17 protein-coding genes and 1 pseudogene are annotated in these 18,021 nt (G+C 40.7%); 12 read left to right on the plus strand and 6 right to left on the minus strand.

The genetic code is table 11. From position 1 onward, the window contains the following. Window positions 1-330: 330 nt before the first annotated feature. From clpP to OGM63_RS24095, 3 genes are all read left to right on the plus strand, one after another. A complete protein-coding gene (clpP, locus tag OGM63_RS24085) occupies window positions 331-1,026 on the plus strand; it encodes an ATP-dependent Clp endopeptidase proteolytic subunit ClpP (protein ID WP_263748206.1) in 696 nt (231 codons plus the stop codon). 9 nt (window positions 1,027-1,035) lie between these two features. After that, window positions 1,036-2,379: an ATP-dependent protease ATP-binding subunit ClpX gene (gene clpX / locus OGM63_RS24090; protein WP_263748207.1), complete on the plus strand. Its 1,344-nt coding sequence runs from the start codon at window positions 1,036-1,038 to the stop codon at window positions 2,377-2,379. 223 nt (window positions 2,380-2,602) lie between these two features. Continuing rightward, complete coding sequence (locus tag OGM63_RS24095; protein WP_263748208.1) at window positions 2,603-3,505, plus strand: alpha/beta fold hydrolase; 903 nt, start codon at window positions 2,603-2,605, stop codon at window positions 3,503-3,505. A 238-nt stretch (window positions 3,506-3,743) separates the two neighbouring features. Here OGM63_RS24095 and OGM63_RS24100 read toward each other — a convergent pair whose 3' ends face one another. Further along, a complete protein-coding gene (locus OGM63_RS24100; RefSeq protein ID WP_263748209.1) occupies window positions 3,744-4,730 on the minus strand; it encodes a GntR family transcriptional regulator in 987 nt (328 codons plus the stop codon). Between the two features lie 255 nt (window positions 4,731-4,985). Here OGM63_RS24100 and OGM63_RS24105 point away from each other — a divergent pair, with 255 nt between their 5' ends. Then, the gene (locus tag OGM63_RS24105) at window positions 4,986-5,729 is read left to right on the plus strand and encodes a dienelactone hydrolase family protein (protein WP_263748210.1); all 744 of its coding nucleotides are present in this window, start codon (window positions 4,986-4,988) and stop codon (window positions 5,727-5,729) included. Between the two features lie 110 nt (window positions 5,730-5,839). Beyond that, window positions 5,840-6,745 (plus strand): S1 RNA-binding domain-containing protein, encoded by a 906-nt coding sequence (locus OGM63_RS24110; protein ID WP_263748211.1) that lies wholly within the window; start codon window positions 5,840-5,842, stop codon window positions 6,743-6,745. Between the two features lie 339 nt (window positions 6,746-7,084). On the opposite strand, the gene OGM63_RS24115 is transcribed toward OGM63_RS24110, so the two are convergent. Continuing rightward, the gene (locus OGM63_RS24115; RefSeq protein WP_263748212.1) at window positions 7,085-7,213 is read right to left on the minus strand and encodes a hypothetical protein; all 129 of its coding nucleotides are present in this window, start codon (window positions 7,211-7,213) and stop codon (window positions 7,085-7,087) included. A gap of 481 nt (window positions 7,214-7,694) precedes the next feature. Here OGM63_RS24115 and OGM63_RS24120 point away from each other — a divergent pair, with 481 nt between their 5' ends. The 3 genes from OGM63_RS24120 to OGM63_RS24130 all read left to right on the plus strand — a co-directional run bounded on the left by OGM63_RS24120 (window position 7,695) and on the right by OGM63_RS24130 (window position 12,162). Further along, entirely contained in the window at window positions 7,695-8,090 is a 396-nt protein-coding gene (locus tag OGM63_RS24120; RefSeq protein ID WP_263748213.1) for a 2TM domain-containing protein, read from the plus strand. A gap of 210 nt (window positions 8,091-8,300) precedes the next feature. Further along, window positions 8,301-10,505: a tetratricopeptide repeat protein gene (locus tag OGM63_RS24125; RefSeq protein WP_263748214.1), complete on the plus strand. Its 2,205-nt coding sequence runs from the start codon at window positions 8,301-8,303 to the stop codon at window positions 10,503-10,505. A gap of 421 nt (window positions 10,506-10,926) precedes the next feature. Continuing rightward, the gene (locus OGM63_RS24130; RefSeq protein ID WP_263748215.1) at window positions 10,927-12,162 is read left to right on the plus strand and encodes a hypothetical protein; all 1,236 of its coding nucleotides are present in this window, start codon (window positions 10,927-10,929) and stop codon (window positions 12,160-12,162) included. 91 nt (window positions 12,163-12,253) lie between these two features. Here the strand turns inward: OGM63_RS24130 and OGM63_RS24135 are convergent, their stop codons facing one another. After that, window positions 12,254-12,691 carry a KTSC domain-containing protein gene (locus OGM63_RS24135; RefSeq protein ID WP_263748216.1) on the minus strand — a complete coding sequence of 146 codons (438 nt, stop codon included), beginning with the start codon at window positions 12,689-12,691 and terminating at the stop codon, window positions 12,254-12,256. 240 nt (window positions 12,692-12,931) lie between these two features. Between OGM63_RS24135 and OGM63_RS24140 the strand changes: the two genes are divergently transcribed. The 3 genes from OGM63_RS24140 to OGM63_RS24150 all read left to right on the plus strand — a co-directional run bounded on the left by OGM63_RS24140 (window position 12,932) and on the right by OGM63_RS24150 (window position 15,785). Further along, complete coding sequence (locus OGM63_RS24140; protein WP_263748217.1) at window positions 12,932-14,362, plus strand: carotenoid oxygenase family protein; 1,431 nt, start codon at window positions 12,932-12,934, stop codon at window positions 14,360-14,362. 124 nt (window positions 14,363-14,486) lie between these two features. Next, a complete protein-coding gene (locus OGM63_RS24145) occupies window positions 14,487-15,068 on the plus strand; it encodes a Uma2 family endonuclease (RefSeq protein WP_263748218.1) in 582 nt (193 codons plus the stop codon). Window positions 15,069-15,101: 33 nt separating this feature from the next. Continuing rightward, entirely contained in the window at window positions 15,102-15,785 is a 684-nt protein-coding gene (locus OGM63_RS24150; RefSeq protein WP_263748219.1) for a Uma2 family endonuclease, read from the plus strand. Between the two features lie 43 nt (window positions 15,786-15,828). On the opposite strand, the gene OGM63_RS24155 is transcribed toward OGM63_RS24150, so the two are convergent. Next, window positions 15,829-15,981, minus strand: coding sequence for a hypothetical protein (locus OGM63_RS24155; RefSeq protein WP_263748220.1), 153 nt, complete (start codon window positions 15,979-15,981; stop codon window positions 15,829-15,831). A 120-nt stretch (window positions 15,982-16,101) separates the two neighbouring features. Then, entirely contained in the window at window positions 16,102-16,251 is a 150-nt protein-coding gene (locus tag OGM63_RS24160; protein WP_263748221.1) for a transposase, read from the minus strand. A gap of 188 nt (window positions 16,252-16,439) precedes the next feature. Between OGM63_RS24160 and OGM63_RS24165 the strand changes: the two genes are divergently transcribed. After that, a complete protein-coding gene (locus OGM63_RS24165; protein ID WP_263748222.1) occupies window positions 16,440-17,438 on the plus strand; it encodes a DMT family transporter in 999 nt (332 codons plus the stop codon). A 477-nt stretch (window positions 17,439-17,915) separates the two neighbouring features. Here the strand turns inward: OGM63_RS24165 and OGM63_RS24175 are convergent. Beyond that, a pseudogene (locus OGM63_RS24175) lies at window positions 17,916-18,021 on the minus strand (IS5/IS1182 family transposase); the annotation flags it as partial.

Consider the following 18,021-nt stretch of genomic DNA (forward strand, 5'->3'; position numbering starts at 1 on the left):
GACAGGGGGGACAAGGGGGACAGGGGGACAAATTACTCCCAACTCCCAACTCCTAATTCCTAACTCCTAATTCCTAACTCCCAACTCCCAACTCCTAATTCCTAACTCCCAACTCCTAATTCCTAACTCCCAACTCCTAATTCCTAACTCCCAACTCCTAATTCCTAACTTTTACCCAGATTACCGCCTTAGCTTGATAGTGTGTAACACGAGAGCTATTTACATAAGGCATAATGGTTAACACATAGCTAAAATACAAATCAAATTCGCTCTTCTTCAGCAGCAAAAGCTGCTTTAACCTCTGCCCCAATTATTCTCAAACGTTCTTTTATGCTTATATCGCAGTCGGGAAACGACCCAATCAACAGTTTGGGTCTAAGACAAATTAACTCTCAAAGCAGCCCTAGCAACATCGTCCCGATGGTGGTAGAGCAATCTGGTATGGGAGAAAGAGCTTTCGATATCTTCTCACGCTTACTGCGAGAGCGGATTATCTTTTTGGGCACGCCAATCGACGATACTGTTGCTAACTCAATTGTTGCCCAGTTGTTGTTTTTGGATGCCGAAGACTCAGAAAAAGACATTCAACTGTACATCAATTCTCCTGGCGGCTCCGTCTACGCAGGAATGGCAATCTATGATACAATACAACAAATTCGCCCGGATGTTGTAACTATTTGTTTTGGATTAGCTGCGAGCATGGGGGCGTTTCTGCTGACTGCTGGAACCGCTGGTAAGCGCATGTCTCTACCCGATTCCCGGATTATGATTCACCAACCGCTCGGTGGCGCTCAAGGACAAGCAATTGACATAGAAATTCAGGCAAGAGAAATTCTTTACATTAAATCAAAGTTGAATCAGTTATTGGCAACTCATACTGGTCAACCCTTAGAAAAAATCGAGGCTGATACTGAGCGCGACTTCTTCATGTCGGCAGAAGAAGCGAAAAACTACGGTTTGATCGACCAAGTTATTTCCAGACAAAATCTACCCACCGCTGGGGAAAACGTCACTAGTGTGAAATAAGAGGCTGGTATGACTAAGTACGACTCCCATTTAAAATGTTCATTTTGTGGCAAGTCTCAAGAGCAGGTGCGTAAATTAATCGCAGGACCAGGAGTCTACATCTGCGATGAATGCGTTGACTTGTGTAATGAAATACTAGATGAGGAGTTACTCGACACGAATGGTGCGGCAACACCACCAGCCGCACCACGGTCAGAACCGCCTCAAAAACGTCGCGCTCGCTCTAACAGCATTGCATTTAATCAGATACCTAAGCCACAAGATATTAAGAAATATCTGGACGAACACGTCATCGGTCAAGACGAAGCCAAGAAAGTGCTGTCAGTCGCGGTTTATAATCATTACAAACGGTTGGCGATTATTCAGTCTAAAGGCAGTGGCAAACCTGGGGCAGATGATGCTGTAGAGTTGCAAAAGTCCAACATTTTGCTGATGGGACCCACCGGTTGCGGTAAAACCTTGTTAGCACAAACTTTGGCGAAAATTTTAGATGTACCCTTTGCCGTCGCTGATGCCACAACGCTGACGGAAGCCGGGTATGTAGGAGAAGACGTAGAAAATATCTTGCTGCGACTGTTGCAAGTAGCAGATTTGGATGTGGAAGAAGCCCAAAGAGGAATAATCTACATCGACGAAATAGACAAGATTGCTCGCAAAAGCGAGAACCCCTCAATTACGCGGGATGTTTCTGGCGAAGGCGTGCAGCAAGCTTTGCTGAAGATGTTAGAAGGAACGATCGCCAACGTACCACCCCAAGGAGGACGGAAGCATCCGTATCAAGATTGCATCCAAATTGACACAAGTAATATCTTGTTCATCTGTGGCGGGGCTTTTGTCGGTCTGGAAAAAATTGTAGATCAGAGAGTTGGCAAAAAGTCAATGGGCTTTGTCCAACCAGGAGAAGGTGTATCGAAAGAAAAGCGGGTGGCAGATACTCTACGCCATCTAGAACCAGATGACCTAGTGAAGTTTGGGATGATTCCCGAATTCATTGGACGGATACCAATGGTGGCGGTAGTAGACCCGTTAGATGAAGAAGCACTGATGGCGATTATGACACAACCGCGTAGCGCCTTGGTGAAACAGTACCAAAAACTGCTGAAGATGGATAACGTGCAGCTAGACTTTAAAACAGATGCCTTAAAGGCGATCGCTCAAGAAGCCTATCGGCGCAAAACAGGTGCTAGGGCACTGCGTGGTATTATTGAAGAACTGATGCTGGATGTAATGTACGAGTTACCCTCTCGTAAAGATGTAACTCGCTGTTCAGTAACGCGGGAGATGGTAGAGAAGCGATCGACTGCCGAATTGCTGATGCATCCATCCTCACTACCCAAGCCAGAATCAGCTTAAAAAAGTTAGGAGAACAAAGTAGGAGAACAAAGTAGGAGAACAAAGTAGGAGTTAGGAGTTAGAAGTTAGGAGTTAGGAGTTAATTGAAAACGCATAATTCCTCGCTTTTAATTCTTAACTCCCACTCTTAACTCCTAACTCTTAACTCTTAACTCCTAACTCCTAACTCCTAACTCCTAACTCCTAACTCTTAACTCTTAACTCCTAACTCCTAACTCTCAAAATGCCTTACATTAATGTTCGGGGTGTTGATCACTATTACGAGTGGATAAAAAAATTATCTGGTTCCCAGGTCAAACCAGTGATGGTTTTTGTTCATGGTTGGGCAGGTTCAGCTAAATATTGGCAAAGTACCGCTCATGCATTATCAGATAAATTTGATTGTTTACTCTACGATTTGCGGGGTTTTGGGCGTTCTGGTGGACAACCAATTGTAACATGTGCAAGTGAATCTGTGGTTGAGTCAGTTGAGTCGCAGTCACAAGAAGAAGAATCAATGGCGATCGCTGAGTTAACCTATGAATTAGAAGAATATGCTGACGACTTGAAAATGTTGCTAGATCAGTCGCAACTACAACGCGTCTATATTAATGCTCATTCAATGGGCGCGTCAATTGCTACTTTGTTTCTCAACCGCTATCCCGAACGAGTAGAACGAGCAATTTTGACTTGTAGCGGCATTTTTGAGTACGATGAAAAAGCGTTTGCAGCCTTTCATAAATTCGGTGGTTACGTAGTTAAATTCCGTCCCAAATGGTTAGCAAAAATACCATTTGTTGATCGAATGTTTATGGCGCGATTTCTACATCGTCCCATAGCACCGGCAGAACGTCAGGCTTTTTTGGAAGATTTTTTGGTAGCAGATTATGATGCTGCCTTAGGCACAATTTTTACTTCTGTAAGTAAAGCCGCATCTGAGTTAATGCCCGATGAATTCGTGAAAGTGACAGTTACTACCTTGCTGGTGGCGGGAGAATATGACAAGATTATACCCGCTCGCATGGGGCATCAAGCAGCGGTCTTAAACGATAAAGTTGAGTATGCCATGATTAAGCGTACTGGTCATTTTCCGATGTTGGAAGACGCACCAACTTATTTACGGCTGGTGCGAGAGTTTTTGAATTAGTTAGTTGATAGTTGTTAGTTGATAGTTGATAGTTGATGGTCAATATAGCGGTTTCAGTTGAATCCAATACAAACCTAACCCCCACCCCCTTCCCTAGGAGGGAAGGGGAGCAAGAATCAAAGCCTCTCTCCTACAATGAGAGAGGAATGGAAGCGAGGTCAAAACTGTACTGCACCCAAGCGAGAACCGATATAGTCAATAGTCAACTACTAACCATTAACGACTATCCATCCAGAGATTACCCCAAACCTAGCTCTCTTTTGAGCAAGTTAATCGATTTAGTACCAATGTAATTTTCGCTGCGAATCAGTTTAGGTGGACGAATAATGTCCTCTTGAGCGGCTTGGACTGCGGCTTGGACTGCGGAAAAACTAACTTGATCGCTGCTAAAAATCACTTCGGCACGTTTAACGAGCGCTTGAAGTTTGTATGCATCTTTTGGTTGAGAAGTCATCACGAGTAGTTCATCTCCTCGAAAGCCGTGGACGATCACTTCTGTAGCGCGGAGAATGCCAGAACTGAGGCTGACTATGCCCACACAGCTATCTTTTGGTAGGGTTCTCACCAAATTGATTTCTTTGGCGTAGTCGTAGATATCTAGGGGAATGACTCGCACAGTTTTCGGGGCAGCGATCGCTTCGACTTCGGCGATAAAATACCGACTTGTAACCACAGTGGCAGAAGATGTTTGATCTAACACTGTAATTAATTCTTCCATCGCTACCAACTGTACTGGCATTTTGAGGGATTGTTCTAATTCATACATCATTAACTCGCCAGCACCAATATCTTGAGATGGAGCTGCTACTATTACCCGCGCACTACAACGCAAGCGCCAATCAATTTCTGCCAAGAATATCTCACGAGCTTGATTGAGCGAGCAGCCTTGAGAAAGTAGTTCATCCATTGCTAGTTGGACAACTTTGTATGCTTCTGGGTGTTCCTTGAGAATTGGCGATTTCAGACGACTTCCGCCTTCATGACCTTGGGCACGGACGTAAATTCCCGAACCAGCTAGACTTTCGACAAATCCCTCTTCTTCTAACTGGCGGTAAACTTTGCTGATCGTATTGCGATGTAACCCCGTCTGCATCGCTAGCGCTCGCGTGCTTGGCAATTTGTATCCAGGTGGATATTGCCGGGAAGCGATCGCAAACCGGATTTGATTAAACAGCTGGGTTGATGCGGGAATTTCACTGTCTGGCTGAATACGGAATTGAATCATCACCAAACCTCCAAATAGTGCTAGTAGTGGTATGCGATCAGCTGCATATGCTACTTGTCAAATATTTTATTCATACATGGAATTGATAGGCGTGGAACTTTCTTATGCAGTCAATAATTCCTAAAAAGCGTCCCCAGTCCTCGCCAAAACAAGTGCGCTCCGCGTCCTTTGAATCTTGGGCGCGAAAATTTGAGATGAAGTTAAGATCCTGGCATAGTTATATCTGATAATTACAAAGCATGAGTGAAAATAATTATGACTCTTCAAGCAATCGATACCAAAACGGTTAAGCTATCCCTTGACAATTTACAAATAGAGGCTTATCTGGCACAACCACAAGAATCAGGTTCCTACCCAGGGATTGTGGTTGTGCAAGAAATTTTTGGTGTCAACGCCCATATCCGGGAAGTTACAGAACGTATTGCCAAACTTGGATATGTCGCGATCGCCCCAGCCATTTTTCAACGTATCGCTCCCGGTTTTGAAACTGGCTATACCCCAGAAGCTATTGAAACTGGCAGAAATTATGCTATGCATTCCCAAGCATCAGAATTATTAAGCGATATTCAAACAGCGATTAATTATCTCAAAAGCCTCCCCCAAGTTAAAAAAGATGGTTTTGGCTGTATTGGCTTCTGCTTTGGCGGTCATGTAGTATATCTCACCTCTACTTTACCAGATATCAAAGCTACCGCTTCATTCTACGGCGCAGGCATTACCAGTCGCACACCAGGAGGCGGCGCTCCCACCCTTAGCCTCACTCCAGATATCAAAGGCACATTATACGCCTTTTTTGGCAAGGAAGATGCCAGCATTCCTCTTCTTGAAGTAGATCAAATAGAGGCAGAGTTAGAAAAATATAAAATCGAGCATCGTGTGTTTCGCTACGATGGAGCTGACCACGGATTTTTTTGTGACCATCGCGCCAGCTATAATCCTTCATCGGCGGCTGATGCTTGGGAGCAGGTGAAACAACTGTTTGCACAATTAAGCGACTAGGTAGAGAGAAATATCCGTTCACACTACAAATGGCTAATGGCTAATTGCCTTGCTAATTGGAAAAACAATTAGCAAGGCAGTTAGCAAATAACAATTTATCTTCAAAGATCATGAATTCCGAAGCGAAACTTTCTCAAAAAGCTAACTCGTCGTTTACAATGGACGATTTTGCCAAAGCACTGGAAAAACACGACTATCAGTTTCAAAAGGGACAGGTAGTACACGGTAAAGTGTTCCAGCTTGACCATGATGGAGCATATGTCGATATTGGAGGCAAATCTTCCGCTTTTATCCCCCGCGATGAGGCTTCTTTGAGAGCAATAACTAATTTGTCGGAGGTGTTGCCGCTACAAGAAGAACTGGAATTTATAATTATCCGAGAACAGGATGCAGAAGGTCAAGTTACCCTGTCTCGAAAACAGCTGGAAATTAAGCATATCTGGGAACGGCTGGTGCAAATGCAAGAAGACAGCCAGACGGTACAAGTGCGGGTAATGGGTGTGAATAAAGGTGGTGTCACCGTTGATTTGCTAGGTTTGCGGGGATTTATTCCGCGATCGCACTTGGTTGAGCGCGATAATTTAGAAGCTCTTAAAGGTCAAACTCTAACTACTAGCTTTTTAGAAATTGATCGCAATAATAATAAGCTCATACTTTCTCAGCGCTTGGCAACTCGTTCTGCCGGCTTCAATATGTTGGCTAATGGTCAGTTGGTCGAAGGTAAAGTTACTGGTATTAAGCCTTTTGGGGTGTTTGTTGATTTATCAGGTATTAGTGCCTTACTCCACATCAAGCAGGTAAGCCAAAAATTTATTGAAAATCTGGAAAAAGTGTTTCAAGCCGGTCAGTTGATTAAAGCTGTAATTATTGACTTGGATGAAGGTAAAGGTCGCGTTGCTCTTTCTACCAGAGTTTTGGAAAACTTCCCCGGCGAAATTCTGGAGAATATGGACGAGGTAATGGCTTCAGCCGAAGCGCGTGCTAATCGAGCGTCGAACAAAGCTGAAGAAAGCTAGTTTATAGTTGTTAGTTGTTAGTTGATAATTATTTTTCCACTAACGACTAACCACTAACCACTTACTCTGTTGGCAATACCTGTCTCCCAGTTCCTGCAATCTTTCTTCATGAAACGCAAATTTAATTAATGCGACCAATTTGACCCAAGTGTACAACACAGCTATGATACGGCGATCGCCATAATTTCACCCACCACTGAAGTATCTGACCGTTCCGGTTTGGTCTACAACACTCGCAGAACATAAGAAGCATCCTAGTTTTTATTATCTCAATAAATTGAAGTAAGAAAACTGTTCAGGGAGATAGAAGGAAAGCATTAAGATTAATTACGAACATTTCTACGCTTCACGAAGTTCGACATCAAGAACCTGAATAAAATAAGCGATGTAGGTGCTATTTTCACTCACAAGCTTGTGTGCGATCGCATTGAAATGTGGCAAATAAAAAGAAATAATTTGACACCACACAGCGATCGCACGACGAAATCAGTCTTTGGAAATATTTGAACGCATTGGTAATCTTCAAAGTAAAGCGATGACTTTGTGGTGCTGAGAAGATTTAGCACAAAAGCAAGGAGATTTTGCGACTGCAATGAACTATTTACAGTCATCTTTGGAGATATGACAACGGCTGAAATCACCAGATGCAAAGAAGGTTAATAAAATCATTGCCGAAGTGCAAGATATGAGTAAAAAGTAAAACAGTTGAATACAAAGCGCTGCATATTTTCATTGATCTGACAACTGATGGCTGCATAAGGCACAAAACTATAAATCAAAAAAAGGTAAAAGGGTTAGGGATTAGGGATTAGGGCATTAGGCAGCAGGAAGGGAAAAGGGGAAGGGGAAAAGGGAAAAACTTTTCTTCCTTTACCCTTTACCCTTTAACCTTTTCCCCTCATGAAAATCCCCCTTGATCGCGCAGTCTCCCTTATCCCCCACTCCCCACATGACGAATTCGTATCGTTCAGAAGATGTACAACAAATTCTCCAGCTAGCCATGACTCAAAAGGCGGAAGGTAGAGATTTTTCCCGTCAGGAATTGTTAGAAATGGCGGCAGATTTGGGAATTTCTCAAGAAGCGATCGCAGATGCAGAAAAACAGTTAACGCAGCAATCGCAAAAACAACGTGCAAAGCAGGTATTAAGTAATATGAGTAATAGTCGTCGCCGCAAATTTAAGACACATCTTTTTTTGTATCTCATCATTAACACTTTCTTAGTTGTGATCGATGTGATGACAGATGGTAAATTAAATTGGGCTTATTGGTGCATCTTGGGCTGGGGTTTAGGACTTGCTTTTGATGCTTTTGATACTTTTCAAGGTTCAAACGACGAACGATAATATACGCAGGCGTAGAAAAGATGTAGAGACGTAGCAATGCTACGTCTCTACAAGGGTTTTAGGTAACGCATAATTAATTTCCACGCCTATGTCTAAATATACCAAAAGTGGTAAATAAAGTTTAGACTCTATATGTGCTTCAATCAGGGCTGCTAGATTAGAGATAGGTTCGCCACTAAAAAAACTTACCAATGGATACGGATGGTTTGTATGAAGAGCAAAAAGCAGCTCGTCTACTCTAACCTAGCCTGCGGCAATCAGCGTGGAGCGCATATAGAAAAATCAACTCAAAGCGGCTCTAGGCGAGTTTCTGCTTTAGTATTGAAAAGCGCGATCGCCTTTTCCACCTTTGTGCTGTCTGTTGGTGTTGCTAGAAGTCAACCTGCGTCACAGGTGTCTCCCCAGCGAACCCCAACGACTATATCGAATCGAGAAGAGGTGCGAATTCAACGGCAAGTGCAATCTGAAGTCGATCGCGCTCTCAGTCGTAGAACTATCCAAAGCAACCTCTGGCTAGTTATATTAACTTTACTTCCGGTGAGTGCGATCGCTTCACTTTGGCTATTTCGTCGAGCGGTAATTCGTGCGATCGCTCTATCAGCGATGAAACAGATACAGGGAGTTGAACAATTACAAAATCAGTTAACTTCTCTTAAGCAATCAACTGAAAATATCATACAACAAGTTAAAAATACTACCCAGCAGTTAGAAACTGAAGCCGCAGCACTACAAGAAAAGATAAAAGCAGAAAAATATAATTTATCTGGATTGACATCCGAATTATTATCAAAACAAAAACTATTAGTAGAATTAGATATTAAAATCAAGACGGCTAAACAAAAAATAACAAGTTTAGAATTAGATTTTGCTTATAAGCTATCTGAGTTACAGTCAGATGCTCAAAGACAAAAAGATTTAATGCTAAATAATTTATTAACTTTAGAATCTGCGGGTGCAGAGAAAGTTTCCGAATTACAGTTGGATGTTCAAAAAAAACAAATTGGCATCCTGGAAAATCTAGAAAATCTTCAATCAGAATTGACATCTCAAATATCAGAAATCCAACAGCAAAAAGATATAACACTGGAAAATTTCCAAAGCATACAATCAGAATTGACATCTCAAATATCAGAAACTCAACAGCAAAAAGATATAACGCTGGAAAATTTCCAAAGCATACAATCAGAATTGACATCTCAAATATCAGAAATCCAATCAGAAACTCAACAGCAAAAAGATATAACGCTAAATAATCTGAAAAGAATAGAAGCAGAATTACAATCTCAAGTATCAAGATTACAGTCAGAAACTCAAACGCAAAAAGATAAATATGTTGAAAGTTTAGAAAAAACGTATTTAGAATTTTCCTCTCAAATTTATAACTTGCAAGAAAATGCGGAACATCGAAAAGAGTTAATTATAGAGAATTTAAAAAAATCAGGTTTAGATTTGATTTCTGAATTACAAAAAGATGCAGAACAAGAAAAATCTAGAATCGGGAAAAAGCTAGATAAATTAGAGTCAGATGTAGCTAACCTTTCTAACTTGCAAGAAAATGCTCAACAAAGAAAAGAGTTGATTATACAAGAAGTTTCGGAAAGTTCACCAGCATTAATCAAAGAAGCAGTAAATCGTGCAGTTGAAGAAAAAATATCCGAATCTAAACAGCCAGAAGAATTAGAAGAAGCTGTATCTCCTCGACTGAAATTAACTGCTGATAATTATCTGGAAAAAGGAGATGCTTTCTTATCAGAAAAACGCTATGAAGACGCGATCGCAGCTTACAACAAAGCAGTTAAAATCGAACCTGACCAAGCTATTGCTTGGTTTAAGCTAGGTATTGCGAATTTGAGGGTGAAACGATACAATCAGGCGATCGCCTGCTATGATAAAGCAGTTGAACTCAAACCAGATTATCATCAAGCATGGCGCGATCGCGGTGTTGCTTTGGGAAATTTGCGCTCACCAAAAGAAGCTTTGATCTCGTTTGATAAAGCCACGCAATTTCAAAAAGATGACTACTTAGCTTGGTTAAATCGAGGTTTAGCGCTAGAAGAGTTGGAAGAATATGATATTGCGATCGCTTCTTTTGATAAAGTTATAGAGTTGAAGGCAGATTCATACAAAGCTTGGAATCACCGAGGTTATGGCTTAGTTAGGCTAGGACGTGATGAGGAAGCTCTTTTATGCTTCGATAAAGCGCTTTCAATTCAACCTGATTATGCCAATGCATATTATAACAAAGCAGTTTGTTATGCGCTGCAAAGAAAAGTTGAATTAGCACTGTTAAATCTGCGCTTCTCAATTGACTTGAATCCAAGTTATAAGGAAGATGCAGAAACTGATATAGATTTTGATGAGATTGCACAAGACAAGCGCTTTGGGCAATTACTTGCGTCGCTTCCCACAGATTAAGGTGATTGTTGCATTTTTGCAGCAGTTTTCACTCTTATTAGACTACACCACTTTGATAGAGATGTTCCACTCTTTACGTCTCTACTATATTTAATACGCTTGGTGCTAAGGAATTGGTGGTAAAAAATGGTATGTCTGTAGAGACTACCAAGTGCTACGTCTCTAGGAGGATTTGGGGCTTAACACCAACGGTATTGTCATATATAAGATACGTGTTTGCTGCGATGTCGCTATAACAGTCACGAAAGCGTACTTGGCAAGAGGTACTTTTTATACATTTGTGTACTTTTTGATAAATTACGCACCATTTACTCTTAAATTAAAAATAGAGACTTTTATATTTTGCAGTAGCCCCAAGAAAAAAGTAGAGACGTTGCGGTGGAAGGTCTCTATCCCATCATTCGCAATAAAAATAAAAACAATGAATATTGCTGAAAACAATAACAATAAAATACCAAATAAAAAGCTTGTATTAGTTGGATTGATTTCGGTAGTTATGTTTACAGGTGGGTTGATTGGCTGGATTAAATTTAAGGAAGAACAGGTTAAAAAAATTCAGCAATCTCAAGGTTTGTTGACACAGGCATGTCAAACTGATATTTCTGCAAATACTAATTTTTTAGAGGCATCTAAAAAAGTTAATGAAGCAACCAAGCTTTTATATAGCGTTCCAAATTTACCAGGTTTAAGTTATCAAGAAGCTCAAACCGGATTGAATGTTTTTTCTACATGTATAAAAACTGTTAATGCTAAAGAAAACTTTTTTGAAGCAAAAAGGTTGAGCAAAAAAGCTTTAGGTATTGATAATGAAATGACTTTTTCAGTTCCCGAATGGGAAGGGATGCGCTCAGATTTAGAAAAATCTATCGATTTATTGAAAACTATTCCTACTGATGTAAATACTTATCCTCAATCTAAAAAAGCGCTAAAAGCTTATCAAAATCAATTTCAAAAAGTTAATCAAAGACTTCAACAAGAACAAACAGCCGTTAACGCTTTTAATCGTGCTGAAGATTTGAATAATGAAGCCGATCTACTTACTCGTAATTCTCCAAAGTTAGAAACTTTAAATCAAGCAGAATCAAAAGTTAAAGATGCTATTAAACTTATAAAAACTATTCCCCAAGGAACAAGTGTTAGCCCAAAAAGTCAAGATACTATATTAATTTATCAAGACAAAATAGAGGGGATTCATTATCTCATTGGTGCGAGATTTTTAGACCCCTTAGTCAAACTCTTTTCTAAATTTGCTGATTCCCTTGATGATAAGACTGAATATCAAGATTATGCAAACAAAGTTAAAAATTTGAATAAAAAGTTTACTGATATTCTCAAAGAAGCTCCAGTTACAAAAACTCATCCCAGCGCTAAGGCGTTGAAAAGTGCTTTAAATAGATATAATGATGCTTTAATTGTTTGGCAATATTGCCAGCAAGGAAAATGCCAGAATTCTTTATCTGCTGGAATTCTAGAATTTAGAAATGTGTTATGGATACCTGATTCTTTTAAAATCAAAAATGTACCATTAGTTAAAAAATATAAAGTTCAAGAAAGTTCTAATTTATTTACGCAAAAATTCGTTCAATTAAATCAAGTCCGTTCAGCTATTTGGGAACAAGCAGAAAGCGATATCCAAGAAGCTCAAGGACAAATTTAAGGGAAATCACACATGCTGTAGAGACGTAGCACTTGGTAGTCTCTACAAGGGTTGCGATCTTTTTATTACTGTTAATTAAACGGACATGATATTAATCGCAACAATCATCAAAATCTTCTGTGTTATCTATGCGATCGCACTCATACTTACCTTTAATCTCGTGATTATAATATCTGCCAATTGAATCAGCGTCGTGTAAATCAGACCAAGTATCCTCCTCTACCCCAGAATACTGATAAACTGCGCCGTTGTGAAACTCAACTTGCAATAGTTGTTCGTTTTTGTCGTATCCTATAGATGCAGCCATTGATGAATTCACACTTAGCATGACAATTGGTTCCTCTTCTGCGGGAAGTGCAAAAGAATCAGCGATAATTTCGTTTAAATCTTGCAGTCCGTCGTAAGCTTGTATTGGCGCAGGAATTTCTACAAATTCTAACTCTGAACCTCGGTCGAGTAATAATTGCAAGTATCCTTCAGAATGAGCGATCGCTATTAAACTGCTCAAGTCCACCTTCGATAGCTTCATTAATTTTACTCTCCTACTGACGTTGAGGTGCAATTTGTTAAACATTATAGTATTAATGTACTATAATCACCTTCCTTGGTCAAGCTTTACAATAGAAAAATAAAAACACTCAGTAGAGACGTCAAGCGTGGAACGTCTCGATAACATCTGTCCCAATGCGGGACATAATATAGCGGTTTTTCACCCTTGACGTCTCGATATCGTTGCGTAAACGACATAGTAGTGAGGATTGAATCTCGTATGCACACAATTAAGGAAAAGTCAATCAAACCAGGTTGGGCAGGTGCGATCGCTCAACCGGCATCAGAATTTTCTCCCACCCAACTGCAAGTCCTTTCTGGAAAAATACCCCCAGGATTGCGTGGTACACTCTACCGTAACGGACCTGCACGGTTAGAACGCGGTAATATCCGCATGGGACATTGGTTTGATGGAGATGGGGCAATTCTTGCGGTACATTTCACCGATGAAGGTGCCACAGGTGTTTATCGCTACGTGCAAACAATTGGTTACAAAGAAGAAGAAGCCGCTAATAAGCTACTTTACGGTAATTATGGCATGACTGCACCTGGGTGGAGGAAATGGTCTAAAGCAGTGAAGAATGCTGCTAACACCTCAGTTTTAGCACTGCCAGATAAACTTTTAGCATTGTGGGAAGGTGGTAAACCTCACGCTTTGGATTTGCAAAATCTGGAAACTTTCGGTGAAGATGATTTAGAAGGGTTAAGTAACGGTTTAACGTATTCTGCACACTGCAAACGGGATTTGCATACAGGGGAGATTTTTAACTTTGGTGTTATCCCCGGATTAAATGCGACGCTGAATATTTATAAGAGCGATCGCACTGGCAAAATAATCCAAAAAGTGCAATTCCAACTTGATGGTACACCATTGGTGCATGATTTTGTTTTAGCGGGGCAATATCTCATATTTTGCATTCCCCCAGTGCGGATGAATCCTTTGCCGGTATTGATGGGATTAAGCAGCTACAGCGATGCTTTGGAATGGAAACCTGAATTAGGAACTCAAATTTTAATTTTTGATCGGGAAACATTAACCTTAGTCAGTCGCAGTGAAACTGAACCTTGGTATCAATGGCATTTTAGCAACGGTTATGTTGATGATAGCGGTTTGGTAAATGTCGATATCGCTCGTTATGAAGACTTTAAAACCAACCAATACCTCAAAGAAGTAACGACAGGTGAGACTCATACAGCCGCAAAGAGTTCATTATCAAGATTGCAACTTAATCCCCAAACTGGAAAAGTTACCGCAATTGAGCAAATATTAGATAAACACTGCGAATTTCCGACCGTACCACCGCAAAATGTGGGACAAGCTTCTCGCTATACTTATTTTTCCACATTTCGGCAAGAAACGGATATTAGTCAAGAAATATTAAATGCGATCGCACGTTTTGACCACCAAGCCGAAAAATTAACGTCTTCCGATTGTGGAGAAAATCGCTATCCGAGTGAACCGATTTACGTCCCAGATGCTGAAAATCCACTTTCCCAAGCTTGGGTGATAACAGTTGTCTACGACGGCAATATTAATCATAGTGAAGTTTGGGTATTTAATGCGGATAGGTTAGACGAAGAACCTGTTTGTCAACTCAGATTACCCAGCGTCATTCCTCACAGCTTCCACGGTACTTGGAAACCAGCTTAAAATTAAAGTTAGGAGTCAGGAGTCAGGAGTTAAGAGTTATAAGTTAAGAGTTATGAATTAAAAATAAGTATTGAATTCCTAACTCCTGACTTTTGACTTTTGACTTTTAACAGTATTTATTCTTATGCAATTACAAGAACAACGCTACTATTCACTTCAAGAGTACTTGGAACTAGAAGTTACTTCCGAGAATCGCAATGAATATATTGATGGTCAAATCATACCCATGACAGGTGGAACACCAAATCACAATAAAATAACTGGTAATTTTTATGCAGCGCTTAATTTCGCTCTGAAGCGTCAACCTTACCAAGTATTCGTTACCGATCAACGTCTATGGATTCCCCAAAAGCGAATTCATACTTATCCCGATATTATGGTTGTTGCAGGTTCTTTAGAGTTTGACGAGGGACGCAAAGACACAATTACTAATCCCTTGATGATTGCTGAAGTGCTTTCCAAGTCTACTAGAAAGTATGATATTGATGAAAAATTTGCCGCTTATCGCACAATTCAAAACTTTCAAGAATACGTTCTGATTGACCAATACAAAATTCATGTAGAACAATATTCCAAAACAGATAATAAAAAATGGATTTTCTCGGAAAATGAAGACGAAAATAGTATATTATCTTTAGCGTCTTTGCAATTTGAAATTTCTCTATCAGATATTTACGATAAAGTTGATTTTGAAGCTGAAAAATAACTTATTTAAAGCTTGTGATTACTTAAAAGTGCCATGATAGCCAGTACAGACAAATTTCAAGTAACTTGGGAAAAATTATCCGATGATTTTGTATTATTAAATGACCCAGTGGATAATATCAATCAACCTCTTCTCGCAGCAGCTTTAACACAAAGTTTGGAAATAGCCGGAAAACTGCCAGATACAGCATTAATAACCACAAATTATGGTATTTGTGCCACGGTCAACGGCAAAATGGTGATTAAAGCACCAGATTGGGGATATGTAGCGAATGTCCGGGTTTCTAGAGAAGAAGTGAAACGCAGCTACACTCCCCAATTACAAGGAGATATTCCGTTAATTGTAATGGAATTTATCTCAGACACAGAAGGTGGAGAATATTCTGTCAAACCAACTTATCCACCGGGAAAATGGTTATTTTACGAACAAGTTCTCAAAGTGCCAAACTATGCCATTTTTGAACCGGATACAGGCACACTTGAAGTTTATCGATTAGACGATGGCGAGTATCAACTACAGCAACCTGATAATAATAACCGCTACTCGATTGCGGAAATGAACTTATTTTTAGGTATATGGCAAGGTGAACACGAAAACCGCACAGGTTATTGGTTGCGTTGGTGGGATGACCAGGGGAATTTGCTGCTGTGGGGTTTAGAAAAGGCTGAACGATTAGCAGCGCAACTGCGAGCAGCAGGTATTGAACCTGAAGCATGAATTTTGTAGTCTGCGCTTGGGCGCCCAAGCGCAGACTACTATTTTAACTGACTCCCGTAATTCCCCACGGCTCTATAGCCTGGGGATGAAAGCGAAGTAAAAGCGCATCTAAATTAGTCTTGACAAAAACCGTCAAAAATCCCTTGCGTCCTTTAATTTTCTTGCCTGCATCAAAACCCACCTCTTGACTCACCATCGCTGCACTTTTCACATTTACTGGCTATCGATGATTCCCTCCGATTCCCTCCGATGGCGCTCAATTTCGATTCTCGTCCATTCTCGCAGATGATCGTGAATGTGCAACCATGTCCCATCTTTACGCCAGTTGCGGAAATAAGTGTACACTGTTTGCTTTCCTAGGAAAGTCACGCTTGCCAAGCGATCGCCATCTCACTCCTTCTAGCAGGATGTAAAAAATTGCATTCAGGACTTCCCACATATCGACTTCACGCTTACGACCACCCATAGAGCGCTTCTGGAATCAAGTCGCTCAGAAATTCATATTGTGCACGGCTCAGGTTACTGGGGTAAGCTTTACTCATGTCGCTCTCTCGGTGCTGTTTATTATCTATTCACACCCTATACTGAGAGAGCTTTTTTACAACATACCCGACTTTTCAAACATCCTCTTAGCGCACCAGAAGCCGAACGATTATGACCAATACACTAGAATCGCCACAGCAAGAAACAAAATCACTATCTACTCTGATACTACTTTGCTTATTATTCATAGGAGTATTTACCTTATCCCTAGCAGCAATCTTTATCAGATTGAGCGAACAGTATATCGGTCCTAATGCTACAGTATTCAATCGCTTTTGGATAGCCACTGCAATCTTTGGACTGTGGAGGGGGAGCAAGGCGATCGCTTCTCAATTTTCCAAAGATTCTCCGCTGCCAAGCAATACTTATGCAATTCCCGATATGGTCTTGCTGGTAGTAACAGCGATCGCAATGTCTATTTCTCACATTTCCTGGGCTTGGTCTATAACTCAAACTAGCATTGCCAATGCAAACTTACTGCATAATTTGACCCCCATTTTTGCTACTCTTGGGGGATGGCTGCTATTAAGCCATAACTTCGATCGGAGATTTCTCACGGGTGTGCTTCTAACCATAGCGGGGGCGATCGTCATTGGCATTCAAGATTTTCAAATCGCTACCGATCAGCTTATCGGTGATGGTTTGGCTCTGTTCTCTGCTGTGTTCCATGCGGCAAGTTTGCTAGCGGCAGAAAAACTGAGAGTCAAATTTTCCACCACAAGCATACTACTGTGGTCTTGTTTGCTCAGAAGTTTTTTGACGTTTCCAGTCGCTGTATTCACTGAAGAGCAACTTTTCCCTTCTTCGGTAGAGGGATGGTTACCGGTGTTTTGCCTAGCTTTTTTCTGCCAAGTGATCGGTTCGGGGATTCTCGCTTATAGCCTCAAGCAGTTCTCTTCAGGGTTTGCTACTCTGTTCCTTCTACTCGAACCGATTATTACTGCAACCCTTGCCTGGGTGATTTTTGCCGAACATTTAAGTTTCTTAAACTTGTTGGCTTTCGTCATAGTTTTGGTTGGTATATATATAGCTAAATCAGGTCGGGGAGCAAGTCAGTCAGATATGAAAATTATAGCTGAAGATGTGGCAATTGAGTCAGATGCTGGCTAGTACATGTAATGAAAATATCCCAGGTATCAAAAGGAGTTATTTGTGAAAAATCAACCATTGCTTTCTCGTGAAGACCTTCTATCTTTCTTTCTTAAAAACAAAACAGCTACAGAGAAAATAGGAATGGAAGTAGAATTAGGCGTGGTTGCTCCTATTTATGAAGACGATCTTCTTATAGGTCTTGTAGGAGCCGATGAAACAAAAGTGATCTTAGAACCTGGCGGACAACTCGAATATGCATCTGCTCCAGCAAAGGATTTAGTAGAACTTATCCAGAGAATGCGTCAAGTTGTTTTGAGCATTGCAGAGGTGGCGCGAGGATTAGGATCTGCCTTGATAGCAGTGATTGACGGTATTTTATCGCATCGGGCTTTTTACTGGTTGAGATTCGAACCGGCTCGCTGCGGTTGTATTCCTCCAGCGTTGAGTGGTTCGATGACTATCAATGACTATATTAGACCTATGAGCAAAAGTCAGTCAGGAAGATTCGGTTTGGGGGAGATGAAGTTCATAATTATAAAGACCTGCAATCAGATTGAACCTCAAACTAAATCTTTTTCGACGATTTCTATAAGTAAGAGAC

It is taken from the genome of Plectonema radiosum NIES-515, assembly GCF_025753815.1.
GTDB lineage: Bacteria > Cyanobacteriota > Cyanobacteriia > Cyanobacteriales > Nostocaceae > Hassallia > Hassallia radiosum_A.